General features: G+C 67.2%; 13 protein-coding genes and 1 pseudogene. 5 read left to right on the top strand and 9 right to left on the bottom strand.

Annotated features, from left to right (window positions below; genetic code table 11):
* Positions 1-648: 648 nt before the first annotated feature.
* Positions 649-978: pseudogene (locus A5789_RS38695) on the top strand (Uma2 family endonuclease); the annotation flags it as partial.
* Positions 979-991: 13 nt separating this feature from the next.
* Entirely contained in the window at positions 992-1,186 is a 195-nt protein-coding gene (locus A5789_RS38130; protein WP_227462925.1) for a hypothetical protein, read from the top strand.
* A 66-nt stretch (positions 1,187-1,252) separates the two neighbouring features.
* On the opposite strand, the gene A5789_RS30225 is transcribed toward A5789_RS38130, so the two are convergent.
* Positions 1,253-2,869: a GMC family oxidoreductase gene (locus A5789_RS30225; protein ID WP_063011032.1), complete on the bottom strand. Its 1,617-nt coding sequence runs from the start codon at positions 2,867-2,869 to the stop codon at positions 1,253-1,255.
* 326 nt (positions 2,870-3,195) lie between these two features.
* Between A5789_RS30225 and A5789_RS30220 the strand changes: the two genes are divergently transcribed.
* Positions 3,196-3,687 (top strand): glutathione peroxidase, encoded by a 492-nt coding sequence (locus A5789_RS30220; RefSeq protein ID WP_063011034.1) that lies wholly within the window; start codon positions 3,196-3,198, stop codon positions 3,685-3,687.
* A 28-nt stretch (positions 3,688-3,715) separates the two neighbouring features.
* Here A5789_RS30220 and A5789_RS30215 read toward each other — a convergent pair whose 3' ends face one another.
* Positions 3,716-4,282 carry a TetR/AcrR family transcriptional regulator gene (locus tag A5789_RS30215; protein ID WP_030516462.1) on the bottom strand — a complete coding sequence of 189 codons (567 nt, stop codon included), beginning with the start codon at positions 4,280-4,282 and terminating at the stop codon, positions 3,716-3,718.
* 169 nt (positions 4,283-4,451) lie between these two features.
* Between A5789_RS30215 and A5789_RS30210 the strand changes: the two genes are divergently transcribed.
* Positions 4,452-5,138, top strand: a complete 687-nt coding sequence (locus A5789_RS30210) for a class I SAM-dependent methyltransferase (protein WP_063024157.1) — start codon at positions 4,452-4,454, stop codon at positions 5,136-5,138.
* A 36-nt stretch (positions 5,139-5,174) separates the two neighbouring features.
* Here the strand turns inward: A5789_RS30210 and A5789_RS30205 are convergent, their stop codons facing one another.
* The 7 genes from A5789_RS30205 to A5789_RS30175 are packed head-to-tail and all read right to left on the bottom strand — an operon-like array spanning position 5,175 to position 12,001.
* On the bottom strand, positions 5,175-6,248 hold the full coding sequence (locus A5789_RS30205) for a hypothetical protein (protein ID WP_064906084.1): 1,074 nt from the start codon (positions 6,246-6,248) through the stop codon (positions 5,175-5,177).
* Positions 6,235-6,966, bottom strand: a complete 732-nt coding sequence (locus A5789_RS30200) for a class I SAM-dependent methyltransferase (RefSeq protein WP_064906086.1) — start codon at positions 6,964-6,966, stop codon at positions 6,235-6,237. The genes A5789_RS30205 and A5789_RS30200 overlap by 14 nt, the downstream gene beginning before the upstream one ends.
* Complete coding sequence (locus tag A5789_RS30195; RefSeq protein ID WP_064906088.1) at positions 6,960-8,219, bottom strand: glycosyltransferase family 4 protein; 1,260 nt, start codon at positions 8,217-8,219, stop codon at positions 6,960-6,962. The genes A5789_RS30200 and A5789_RS30195 overlap by 7 nt, the downstream gene beginning before the upstream one ends.
* 45 nt (positions 8,220-8,264) lie before the next feature.
* Positions 8,265-9,125 carry an LLM class F420-dependent oxidoreductase gene (locus tag A5789_RS30190; RefSeq protein ID WP_030516457.1) on the bottom strand — a complete coding sequence of 287 codons (861 nt, stop codon included), beginning with the start codon at positions 9,123-9,125 and terminating at the stop codon, positions 8,265-8,267.
* A gap of 26 nt (positions 9,126-9,151) precedes the next feature.
* The gene (locus tag A5789_RS30185) at positions 9,152-10,636 is read right to left on the bottom strand and encodes an FAD-dependent oxidoreductase (RefSeq protein ID WP_063011044.1); all 1,485 of its coding nucleotides are present in this window, start codon (positions 10,634-10,636) and stop codon (positions 9,152-9,154) included.
* 14 nt (positions 10,637-10,650) lie between these two features.
* Positions 10,651-11,091 carry a carboxymuconolactone decarboxylase family protein gene (locus A5789_RS30180; protein WP_064906090.1) on the bottom strand — a complete coding sequence of 147 codons (441 nt, stop codon included), beginning with the start codon at positions 11,089-11,091 and terminating at the stop codon, positions 10,651-10,653.
* The gene (locus tag A5789_RS30175) at positions 11,081-12,001 is read right to left on the bottom strand and encodes an NAD(P)-dependent oxidoreductase (protein WP_064906092.1); all 921 of its coding nucleotides are present in this window, start codon (positions 11,999-12,001) and stop codon (positions 11,081-11,083) included. Before A5789_RS30175 ends, A5789_RS30180 begins: the two co-directional genes overlap by 11 nt.
* Positions 12,002-12,400: 399 nt before the next feature.
* On the opposite strand from A5789_RS30175, the gene A5789_RS30170 reads away from it, so the two are divergent.
* The gene (locus A5789_RS30170; protein ID WP_030516453.1) at positions 12,401-12,949 is read left to right on the top strand and encodes a nuclear transport factor 2 family protein; all 549 of its coding nucleotides are present in this window, start codon (positions 12,401-12,403) and stop codon (positions 12,947-12,949) included.
* The last annotated feature ends 1 nt before the right edge of the window (position 12,950 follow it).

Here is a 12,950-nt window from a genome sequence, read left to right as displayed (position 1 = left end):
GGTCCGACAGCATCTTGGACGGGTCGATAGGCTGGACAGAGGTCATCGCGTGAACTTTCTTTCCTTCAAGTGACTTGCCGGTCTTTTGAAGGATCACGCGGTGACCACCCCCTATCCGGCTACGACACGCCCGCACTTTGCTGGCGTCCGGCCATACACCATCCTGCTGGACTCAACCCTGCCTGAACGACCTGATACCCCGCCGCCCGCCAACATCTCACGAAACCTGCGTCTATCTCGGCCTGTCGACCCGCACCGTCTGGGAAAGGCCGACGCGGTGACTCGCAGTGAGGAGCGATCGCCGGCGACTGTCCGGTGATGCTCAGGTGCCGCGCCGATTGCGAGAGACCGCCCTGTGGGCGGGGTGGCGATCGTCATCGCCCGCCCGTGAACTTATCGTGCAAACCCCGCCGAGAATGCGAGAAAACCGCGAATATCGTCGAAGTTTGCACGATTACTTCGGGGCACCCGCCGACACGCGGCATGTTCGGCTGTCGGCGCGACAACTCGCGCTCCTTGCGTAGTTGCTTCTGTTCCCCGCAACATATCTCGGTGTCGGCGTCGATCCTCCGAAGCCGGAGTGAGCAGGTCGGAAACTGCTCGGGAGGGGCGGGTGTCATGAGTGTCGATACCGGCGTGGGGGCATAGATGCACCAGCAAGTCACGGCAGCGGAATACGATTCCTGGCCCGAAGAGCGCTGTGCACGAATGGAAATCGTGGCGGGCATCGCCGTTGTGAGCCCCAGCGCGTCCAAGCGGCACAACCGGTTGGCGCGGGTTCTGGCGAACGCGCTGGATGCCGCGTCGGGACCGGAATGGAACGCCGATACCGACTTCGACGCCCGTCTGCAGGATGTCCCGCTCACCAACCGCCGCCCGGATGTCGTGGTGTACCGAGCGGACACGATCGACGTCACCCCCACCCGCCCGGAACACGTGCTGCTGGTCGCGGAGGTCGTCTCGCCCGGATCCGAGACAACCCGATCGGATCGTGAAGGTCGACCAATACGCCAAGGGGGGTATCGCCTTCTATTGGCGAGTCGAACAGGCCGCGACCGGCGTCCCGCTGATCTACACCTACATCCTCGACCCGGCAACGAGGGCATATCGGACCGGCGAGATGTACACGGGCGTCATCAAGGCGGCGGTACCGTTGACTGTCGACATCGATCTCGGCGAAATCTGACGCCCCGCCTAGACGACGGCCCCGTCGCGATTTCGGATCGCGACGGGGCCGGGCGAACGAGGTGAATTACGCCGAGGCGGTGATGAATTCGGCCGCCTTCTCACCGATCATGTAGCACGGTGCGTTGGTGTTGCCGCCGGTGATGCTCGGCATGATCGAGGCGTCGGCGACCCGCAGGCCCTCGATGCCGCGCACCCGCAGTTGCGGGTCGACCACCGCGCGCTCGTCCACGCCCATCCGGCAGGTGCCGACCGGGTGGTAGACCGAGTGGATCCGCATCGGCAGCTCGCGGCGCAGCGCGGTCTCGTCGGTGAACGCGGGGCCGGGGGAGAACTCCTCGGTGATGTCGCCGGCGATCGCCTTGTTCGCCGCGGCTTCGCGGATCATGCCGATGGCCTCGACCAGGAAGTCCATATCGGCCGGGTCCGAGAGGTAGCCCGGGTCGATCAGCGGCGAGGCCAGCGGGTCGGTGGAGGCCAGGCGCAGTTCGCCGCGGCTCTTCGGGTAGATCAGGGTCGGGAAGATGGTCAGCGCCTCCCGCTTGTCCACCATGTGCAGCTTGTCCTCGTCCTGGTTGGGCGTCGGGTAGCTCCACGGCAGGGTGTGGATCTGCATATCCGGGATGTCCTTGGCGAACGAGGTCCGCACGAAGCCCACGGATTCGAAGACCGTGCGCCCGAACCAGGAGCTGCCGGGGCTGCGCAGTTCCTTGAGGAAACCGGCCGCGAAATGCGACGGAATGCCGCGGTGCAGCGCCTTCTTCGAGATGAAGGTCATCGGTACGAACAGGTGGTCGTGCAGGTTCTGGCCGACCGGCAGATCCGCGTTGACCTCGATGCCGAGGTCGCGCAGGTGCCCGGCGGGGCCGACGCCGGACAGCATCAGGATGTGCGCGGAACCCATCACGCCACCGGAGACCACGACCTCCTTCTCGGCGCGGATGATCCGGCGGCCCTTCTTCTCGATGACCTCGACGCCGGTCGCGCGGCCCTTCTCGATCACCACGCGCGCCACGTGCGCCTTGGTGACGACCTTCAGATTCGGGTTGGGGCGGTTGGTGATGAAGCCGCGAGAGGAGCTGTAGCGCAAGCCGTCTCGCACGCTCTGCTGGAAGATGCTGATGCCCTCTTGGGACTCGCCGTTGTAGTCCTCGATGACCGGGACGCCGAAGGTTTCGGCCGCGGCCTCCATCCACTCCTGAGCGATCGGGGTCAGTTCCTTCTGCCGCGTCACCTCGATGGGACCGCCGGAACCGCGCAGCTCGCTGGCGCCGTCCTCCCAGTTCTCCAGGCGCTTGTAGGCAGGCAGCACGTCCTCGTAGCTCCAGCCCTCACAGCCCTCGGCGGCCCAGGAGTCGAAGTTGGCCTTGTTTCCGCGCACGAAGAGCATGCCGTTGACCGAACTCGAACCGCCCAGCACCTTGCCGCGCGTCATCGGTACCCGGCGCTCGGCGGCGTGCTTCTGCGGAATCGAGTACTGCGACCAGGTGACCTGATGCTTGAGCTGCGGAACCGTGTGAACCGTCGTGATCATGCCCGGGACCGTGACCAACTTGGTGTTGTCCTTGCGGCCGGCCTCGAGCAGGATGACGCTGGCGCCCTGCTCGGCGAGCCGACTCGCGACAGTGGCACCGGAGCTGCCCGCGCCGATGACGATGTAATCGGCTGCGCTGGTGTCGGTCATGTTCGGTTACCTCATCTTCGAAGTGGTAGCGGCTGATCGCGGCTCCGCTCGGCGCGGGAGCGTGCCTCAGCTCACTGTAGAACAAGTTCTAATAATGGTGAAGACGCACGCTGGGGAAAAATGATCTCCGGGACGCGGTCCGGGAGCGACTTCCTGGCTATGACCAGGGATGTTGTTCACGTCACATCATAGAACAGGTTGCAGTTCTTCCTCGGCGCGGAAAGGTGGTGACGAGGGTTCGCCAACTCCCCTCGGCCCGTCGGCGGACGGGCCCGGCGGCGGAAGTCGCCCTCGCGGCGGCCGAGATTCCACCTATCATTTCGACTGTGACCGATATTCGTGAAATTCCCGTACAGACGCTCGCCGGTGAACCCGCGACCCTCGCCGAACTCGCCGGTGACAAGGCGCTACTCGTGGTCAACGTCGCCTCGAAATGTGGTCTGACACCGCAGTACACCGGACTGGTGGCGCTGCAGCAGGCCTACGGCTCACGCGGATTCAGCGTCGTCGGCGTGCCGTGCAACCAGTTCATGGGACAGGAGCCGGGCACCGCCGAGGAGATCCAGCAGTTCTGCTCGACCACCTACGGGGTGGATTTCCCGCTGCTGGCCAAGGTCGACGTCAACGGTGACGACCGGCATCCGCTGTATCGCGAACTCGTGCAGACCGCCGATGCCGAAGGCGATGCCGGCGATATTCAATGGAATTTCGAAAAGTTCCTGATCGATCGTGACGGTAAGGTCGTCGGTCGTTTCCGCCCGCGCACCGAACCGCAGGATCCGAGTGTGGTCGCGGCGATCGAATCGGTATTGCCGTAATTTCCGGACGCCGCCGGAAATCGCGTATTCAGTCCCGCAGCACTTGCAGGGCCGATTTTTCCAGCCGGTCCGCGATTTCGGCATACGAGGCGTAACCCACGCCGGCGCGAACCAGGGCGCCGGCATAAAGCAATTCCAGCGTCTCCACCACATCGGGATCGGCGTCCGGGCCCAGCGCGTCCAGCAGGCGCCGCCGGATCTCGGTCCCGATGCGCAGGCGCAGATGCGCGACGTCGGGATCGGTGCCCAGCAGCGCGCTGGTCACCGCGCCCGCCAGCGCGGGTTCGTCGGCGACCAGCATCGCGATCTGGCGCAAAACGGCGACCACCCGGGTGGTCCGGTCGGCGCCCGCCTCCGGCTCGGGGGGCGCATCGGCGGCCAGTCGCCGCCAGAAGACCTCGGCGACCAGGTGTTCCTTGGAAGAGAAATAGGTGTAGGCGGTGGCCGTACCCACTCCGGCGGCCGCGGCCACCATGCGCACGGTGAGACCGGCGAAGCCCTCGCGCGACAGAACTTCCAGCGCGGCCTTGGTCAGCCGGTCGACGGTATCGGCCTGCTTCTCGGTGAGGCGGCGGCGAGTTGCCTCCATATTCACCGGTGTAGGCTCGGTGGAAATGGGATCGGACACGTGTCTGGATGCTACTGTAGTGAAGCTTCGAAAGCAACTCGCATACCCGTTGCCGAAGCGGATACAGTCGCAAATCGCAAAATATCGCATCCGCTCGCAAAGTATCGAGAGATGATTTCCGAAAGGTGTTCTTCTGATGACTCGTGCCGATTCGATAATTCCCGCGGAATCCGAAATTTCCGCGGATACTCGCCGATTGTTCGAGCTGGCCGAGCAGGCGATCGGCTTCATGCCGGTCGAGGAGGGACGCGCGCTCTACGAGGCCGCCCGGCGCTACGCGGGCGACGGGATAATCGTGGAAATCGGCACCTACTGCGGTAAGTCGGCGATCTATCTCGGCGCGGCGGCCCGCGAAACCGGCGCCACCGTCTACACCATCGACCATCATCACGGGTCCGAGGAACATCAGCCCGGCTGGGAATATCACGACACCTCGCTGGTCGATCCCGAAACCGGCCGCTTCGACACCGTCACCACATTCCGCCGCACCATGGTGCGCGCGGAATTGACCGATACCGTGGTCGGCGTCGTGGGCCCCTCGGCGACCGTGGCGAAGCACTGGCGCAGCCCGATCCGGCTGCTGTTCATCGACGGCGGGCATACCGAGGCCGCGGCCCAGCGCGATTACGATGGCTGGGCGCACTGGGTGGCGGCCGGTGGTGTGCTGGCCATCCACGACGTCTTCCCGGATCCGGCCGACGGCGGGCAGGCCCCGTACCACATCTACCGAAAGGCGTTGGACAGCGGTAATTTCCGCGAAGTCGCGGCCATCGGATCGCTGCGGTTGCTCGAGCGCGGCACGGGGTGTGGCGGTAAGGGCTGAAACGGCCGAAGCGGAAGCGGTGAAGTCGCGGCCGGCTCAGCTGGGTGAACGCACGCAGTCGCAGGTGAGGCCGGTCGCGATATCCGCCCCGGGCACCAGGTCGCGGAAGATCCCGTTGCCGCCGGTGGTGCGGGTCAGCGCGTCGGCGGCCAGCACCGCCGCCGCGCCGGTCCAGGTGGTGCGCTCCTCCGGCCAGCGCTTGCCGTCGGCGAAAACCAGTCCGGTCCAATAGGATCCGTCGTCCTCGCGCAGGTGCTGGATACTCGCCAGCAGGCGCAGCGCGCGATCGGAATCGCCGAGGGCGTCCAGCGCCAGTGCCAGTTCGCAGGTTTCGGCGCCGGTCACCCACGGCCGGTCGGAGACGCAGCGAATGCCGATCTCGCCGACGACGAAATCGCTCCAGCGCGAGGCGATCCGAGCATGTCCCGCCTCTGCGCGCAGCGCCCCGCCCAGCACCGGGTAGTACCAGTCCATCGAATACCGGTCCTTCTCGGCGAAGGCTTCCGGATGATGCCGCAGTGCGTGGCCGAGGCGCAGGGCCGCGACCTCCCATTCCGGCTGGGCGAGGCCGAGCAGTTCCGCGATCGCCAGCCCACAGCCGATGCTGTGGAACATGCTCGAGCAGCCGGTCAGCAAAGCCTCGGGCAGGATGCCCTGTTCGGTCTGCAGCCAATAGATCTCGCCGTTGCGTCCCTGCTGCAACGAGATGACGTAGTCGATCGCCGCGCGCACGGTCGGCCACATCGCGTCCACGAAGCGCCGATCACCGGTGCAGCGGTAGTAGTGCCAGACACCGGTGGCGATGTAGGCGCAGAAATTGGTATCGGTATCGGCGGTCTCGACGATGTCGCCGCGAAATTGCGACGGCCAGGAGCCGTCCGCGCGCTGGGTGTCCGCCGACCAGGCGTAGGCGGCGCGCGCGGCGTCGTACAGACCCGCCACCGTCAGCGCCATCGCCGACTCGACATGATCCCAGGGATCGGTGTGCCCACCCCGGAACCACGGGATGGCGCCGTCGCTGTGCTGTTGTGCGGCAATGGATTCCGCGGTGGCCAGGCACTGCCGGGCGGTGAGGACGCCGGGAATCGAGGGCAGCTCAGCGGCGCGCACCGGACACCGCCGGCTTGGTGAAGTACAAGGCGACGCTCTTGCCGATCACCGGGTCCAGGGCCGATTCGGCGACACGGGTCAGCCACGGCCGTTTCATCATGTCCCACACCAGCATCCGGTGATACAGCTGCACCGGCCGGGCATCGGGCTTGTCCACGCCGACCAGGCACTTCAGCCACCAGTACGGGGCGTGCAGCGCGTGCGCGTGTTCGCTGTGGATGAAGCGCATGCCGCGTGCGGCGACCTTGCCGCGCAGTTCGTCGGCGCGGTAGATGCGCACGTGACCGCCCTCGTTGGCGTGGTATTCGTCCGAGAGCAGCCAGCAGATCCGCTCGGGCAGCCAGCGCGGCACCGTGATAACAAGGGCCCCACCGGGTTTCAGAATGCGCACCAGTTCCGCGATCGCGCCGTCGTCGGCCGGAATGTGCTCGAGGATCTCGGAGGCGATGACCACGTCGAATTCGCCGTCCTCGAAGGGCATGGCCAGCGCGTCGCCCTGGACCGTCTCGGCCTGCGCGTAATCGGGAGCCTCGCCGGCCTCGGCCAGCGCGCCGAACATGACCTTCACATCGGCGAGATCGTCGGCGTTCTGATCGAAGGCGACGATATCGGCGCCGCGCCGATACGCCTCGAAGGCATGGCGACCCTGTCCGCATCCCACATCGATGACCCGCAGGCCCGGACCGATTCCCAAGCGGTCGAAATCGACGGTCAGCATACGTTCGCCTCCTGTGTATCGGCGGTCAGGTCAGTGCCCTGGCGGCGGGCGATGGCGCGTTCGTACACCGAAACGGTTTGGGCTGCCACGGCTTCCCAGCTGAAGACGGTGAGTGCGCGGTGGCGCCCGGCGGCGCCGAGGTCGTCGATGCGACGCGGATTGTCGAGCAATTTCCCGAGGACGCCGGTCAGTTCGTCCACATTGCCGGGCTCCACCAGTTCGGCACAGTCGGCCGCCACCTCCGGCAGTGCGCCGGCCCGGCTGGCGACCAGGGCGGTGCCGCTGGCCAGCGCCTCCACGGCGGGCAGCGAGAAGCCCTCGTACATGGACGGAATGCAGGAGATCTGCGCCGAGGCCAGCAGTTCGGCCAGTGCCTCGTCGGACAGTCCGCTCGACACCGTGACGATATCGGAGATGCCCAGTTCGGCGATCAGCTTCTCGGTGGGGCCGTTCGGTTCCAGCTTGGCCACCAGCTGCAATTCGACGTCGTGGGTGAGCCGCAGCCGCGCGAGCGCCTGCAGCAGGTGAGAGATGCCCTTGAGCGGTTTGTCGGCGCTGGCCACGGCCACGATCCGGCCCGGTACGCGACGCTCGCGCGGCCGGAACAGTTCGGTGTCGACGCCGAGCGGGACCACCCGCAACTGGGAGGCGTCGACGCCGAAGTCGTCGGCGATATCGGCCGCCGAGGTCGAGGAGACGGTGATCAGATCCGGAATCAGCCGGGCGACGCGCTGCTGCATGCCGAGGAACCCGTACCAGCGGTGGACGAACGCCTTGCGCCGCCACGGCGCGGCCGCCAGATCGACGGCCCGGTCGCGGGTGATCGGATGGTGGATGGTGGCCACCAGCGGCACCCGGCGGGCGATGTCGAGCAGTCCGGAACCCAGGCACTGGTTGTCGTGCACGACATCGAAATCCGCTGCGCGCGAACGCAACAGCCGTGCCGCGCGCAGGCTGAACGTGCGCGGCTCGGGGAATCCGGCGGTCCACATCGTGCCCAGTTCCAGCAGGTCGATGCGGTCGCGGATCTCCCCGGGCCGCGGCGTGCGGAACGGATCGGAATCGCGGTACAGATCCAGGCTCGGCACCTCGGTCAGCTTCACCCGGGGATCGAGCAGTTCCGGGTAGGGCTGACCGGAGAACACCTCGACCTCATGGCCGAGTTCGGCCAGGCCGTGGCTCAACTTCCGGACATACACCCCCTGCCCGCCACAGTGGGTCTTGCTGCGGTAGGACAGCAGGACGATACGCACGTCTTCGGCTCACTTCCTGTTCAGGCGCCAGGTCGCGGTGGTGGTTCAGGCGCTCGCGCGCAGGGGCGCGAGCTTGCCGGCCAGGCGGTCGAGATAGGCCAGCACCTCGGCTTCGGACTTGTCCGGCAGTCCGTACAGTACGTCGGTCACCCCGGCGGCGCTCCATTCGGTAAGCCGCTGCGTGTCGGGTTTGCCGTCGAGGGCGACCACCCGCGGGGTGTCCTCGCGGCCGGCCTCCTGCCACACCTTGGTCAGCAGCTGCAGGCGTTCCAGCAGCGTATGGGTCTCGTACGGGGTGGTGATCCAGCCGTCGGCCGAGCGCGCGATCCAGCGGAAACCCTGTTCGGTGCCCGCGGTGCCGATCAGCACCGGCACCTTCGCCTGTACCGGCTTCGGCCACGCCCAGCTGGGGCCGAACTTCACGAAGTCGCCGTCGTAGCTCGCCTCTTCCTCGGTCCACAGCGCTCGCATGGCCTCGAGGTACTCGCGCAGCACCGTGCGGCGCTTGTTGCCCGGCACGCCGTGGTCGGCGAGTTCGTCGGTGTTCCAGCCGAATCCGGCGCCGACGCTGACCCGGCCGCCGGACAGGTGGTCCAGGGTCGCGATGGTCTTGGCCAGCGTGATGGGATCGTGTTCGGTGGGAAGTGCCACCGCCGTGGACAATTCGATGCGTTCGGTGACCGCCGCCGCGGTGGCCAGCGCCACCCACGGGTCCAGGGTGCGCATGTACCGGTCGTCGGGCAGGCTCTCGTCGCCGGTCAGTGGATGCGCCGCCTCCCGTTTGATCGGGATGTGGGTGTGCTCGGGCACGAAGAACGACTCGAAGCCGCGCTCCTCGGCGGCCTCGGCCGCGACCGCCGGCCGGATGCCGCGGTCGCTGGTGAACAGGACGATGCCGAAACGCATGATGTTCCTTTCGGTTCGGTCGGGCATCAGCTCGAGGCCGGACCGTCGTTGGCGGCGGCGCGGCCCGCGCGGCGACCGTAGAAGCTGCCGTCGCCGAGGGAGGTGCCGCTGGCGTAGCCGCCCGCGCAGACACCGGAGGTGCAGCGGCCCGCGGCGTACAAGCCGGGGATCGGCTCGCCCGTGACGTGGATGACCCGGGAATCCAGATCGGTGCGCAGACCGCCCAGGGTGAATCCGGCGGTGAAGTTGCGCATATCGAACCCGGCCACCGGTGTGCCGATCGGCTTCACCCACTCCGGCTTCTTGCCCAGCAGCGGATCGGAGCCGGATTCGGCGTGCCGGTTGTAGACCTCGACGGTGGCCTGCAGCGAGCCCGCGGGCAGGCCCATATCGCTTTCGAGTTCCTCGACCGTCTCCGCCGCCCAGGTGGGGGGCTGGCGGAAGAAGGGGCTGCTGGTCTCGGTCTTCAGCGCTTCCTCGAGCGCGGCCTCGTCGATGATCAGGTAGGCCTGGTTGTCCTGCTGGATCAGCGTGGCCTGGCCGATCCGGCCCGGATAGGTGTCCTCGGCGATGTAGCGCTGACCGCGGCCGTTGACCAGAATGCCGCGGACCATCATCTGCGGATCGCCGAAGAAGGCGACCTCGGTGGCGTCCATATGCGCCAGTTCGGCGCCGAGCGCCTGGGCGACCCGGATGCCGATGCCGTCGTGTTCCTCGATCGCGGCGGCGGGCCGGCCGATGAGTCGCGGGGCGTAGCCCTCGATCATCCGCTGCTCGTAGGCGAAGCTGCCGGTGGCCAGCACCACGCCGCGGCGGGCGCGCACGGTGATCTCCTTGCCGTAGCGCTTGGCCACCACGCCGACGACGCGGTTGTCGGCCGCGACCACGAGCCGCTGAATCCGGATGTCGTACTCGGCTCGCACACCGAGGGATTCGGCGGTGTCGGTGAGCGGCTTCATCAGCATGTAACCGCCGCCCTGCTCGCCGATGCGCTTGTTCTGCATCTGCGGCAGGTGGCCGCGCGGGGCAGGGGTGGCGATGTCCTTGAACGGCGCGGCGTTCTCACCGCCGGAGTACATCAGGCCCTCGTCGTGCGGGGGTTCCCAGCCCGGCTCGCCCCAGAATTCCTCTTTGAACGGAACACCTTGGGCGACAAGCCAGTTGAAGTGTTCAACGCTGCCCTGGCAGTAGTCGTGAATCTTGGCCTCGTCCACGCCGGGCCCGAGGGCGGCCAGCATGAACTTCTCCATGTTCTCCGGGGTGTCCTCGAAACCGAGCGCCTTCTGCAGCGGAGTGCCGCCACCCAGATAGATGAATCCGCCCGACAGGGAGGCCGCACCGCCCCAGCCGCCGGTGCGCTCGAGCACCAGCACGTCCGCGCCGGCCCGGGCGGCCTCGATTGCCGCGGCGACGCCGGCGATGCCGTATCCGGCGATCACCACATCGGCCTCGTAGTCCCAGTCGGTGATGTCGGCGGCGGGCTGGGGGCGTACACCCAGGGTGTCGGACATGGTGGGTTCGTTCCTCACTTCTCGGCGGATTCGGCGGCTCGGGCGGCGGCCTTCTTTTCGGCGGCCTTCTCGTTGGCCTTCTTTTCGGCGGCCACGACTTTGCCGACGACGCTGTCGAGTTTCGTCCCGGCGGCCCAGCCGGTGTAGTGGCACAGGAAGATCGCGATCTCGCGCAACTGTTCCTCGGTCAGTTCACCGTTGCGCAGGGCCGCGCTGACCTGGATCTCGGTGACGTCGAGGTGGCCCTGTGCGGTGAGCGCGCCGAGCAGCAGCAGGCGGCGATCACGCACGGACAGTTCCGGGCGGCTCCAGATGTCGGCGAACAGATGGTCCGCCGTCACGGCGAAATGCGCGCCGGGTCCGTCGGACATCTCCCAGCCGTAGACCTCGCCCATCTTGGCCACCCCGCGCGCGCGACGCTGCTCGGGGGTGAGGCCGTCGGTTTCAGCGCTCATTGCTCTCCTCGGAAGTGTCGGTGGCGGCCCGCGAGATATCGCCGGGCCCGACGCCGAGCCCGTCGCCGAGTCCGCTCAATGCCATTCGGGCGAAGGGCAACTCGACGCCGAGTCGCTCGCCCAGGGCCAGTGCCAGCGACAGATCCTTCTCACCCAGATCGCGGGTATGCGTGAAGATCGAATGCCAGAAGTCGTCCACCGCGACCGGTGCGGTGGTATCGCGCAGCATGATCGCGCCCGCCCCGCCGGTGATGGCATCCGAATGCCGGACCACCTTGCCCAGGTCGACGATGTTCAGCCCGGCCGCCTCGGCCAGTCGCTGCGCCTCCGCGGTGGCCGTGAACGAGACGAAATGCAGCAGGTTGCGGGCCAGTTTCATCCGGGTGCCGGCGCCGACCTCGCCCGCGTGCACCACCAGTTCGGCCCAGTAGCCGAACGGTTCGCGCACCTTGTCGAAGGCGGCGTCGCTGCCGCCCACCATGACCGCGAGCGACCCCTTCTTGGCCCCCGCGCCGCCGCCGCTGACCGGGGCGTCGACGAAGTCCACCTCGTGTTCGGCGCAGATGCCGGCGAGTTCTACGGCGGTCCGGTCGCTGATGGTCGAATGCACGGCGATCACCGTGCCGGGGCGCGCGGTGCTCAGCAGGCCGTCCGGACCGGTCACCACGGATCGGACCTGCTCGTCGTTGAGGACGACCACCGAGATCACCCCGGCGCGCTCGGCGACCTCGGCCGCCGTCTTCGCCGGCTCGGCGCCGCCGTCGACGAACGGCTGCACGGCCTCGGCCCGGGTGTCGCAGACGACGAGGCCGCCGGGGCGCTTCAGCAGCCGCTCGGCCATCGGCGCACCCATATTGCCGAGGCCGATGAAGCCCGCAGCGCTGGTGCTGTCGTTCGTGGACCCGCTCATGGGTACCTTTCGATGCTGTCTGGACACGTGTACGGAACTATAGGTTCGACTCTGATCTTGGCGCAAGAACTTGTTTCAATTCCGCGGTTGTGTCAAGGCGGCGGAACCAGCGCCGACCACGGCGTGGACGGTTGCCGGCACCCTGGTCGAACGTCCGCATCTTCGTAGCAAAAATGGCCGATCCATTGTCGGTCCCCGATTGCGGTGGTACCGTCCAGACACATGTCCAGCGATGTGTCTTTCGCGCCTGTCCGCGAGGGATATCCCGGCCTGAACTCGTTCTCGAAAACGGGCTGACGGACCACGACGTTCGCGGTCGCCGCAGCCCGGTGACCGCCCGGATCAGGCCGTGCCGGATATCGGCGCCGGCCCTCGACACAGAATGTGAAGGAAGCTGCGATGTCCGGTTTTTCCCGGGACGAACTCGACGAGATGGTCCGCCGCTGGGTGGTCGAGAACGAACGCTGCGAGGCGGCGGGGGACTGGCGGCCGCTGGCCGACATGTACACCGAGGACGCCACCTACGGCTGGAACTACGGACCGACCCAGGAATTCATGGCGGTGGGCCGCGACGAGATCCGCGAACTGGCGCTGGGACAGGAGATGGACGGCCTCGAGGGCTGGACCTACCCGTACCAGGAATTCGTCGTCGACGAGCGCAGCGGCAACGTGATCGGCTTGTGGAAGCAGGTCAACGAGAACACCCGCCCCGACGGCCGCCACTACAGCCCGGAGGGCATCGGCGGCAGCTGGTTCCGCTACGGCGGCAACTTCCAATGGTCCTGGCAGCGTGACTTTTTCGACTTCGGCAACGTCTCGGCGCTGTTCGTGGAGATGATCACGGCGAACGCGCTGTCGGAGGGGATGCAGAAGCGGATCGAACGCTCGGGCGCGGGACCGCTGCCGGGCTGGTACAAGATCGGCGAGTCGCCGGTCCCGCTGTGGTGAG

It is taken from the genome of Nocardia sp. 852002-51101_SCH5132738, assembly GCF_001665695.1.
GTDB lineage: Bacteria > Actinomycetota > Actinomycetes > Mycobacteriales > Mycobacteriaceae > Nocardia > Nocardia nova.
This window is presented reverse-complemented; position numbering and strand designations above follow the sequence as displayed.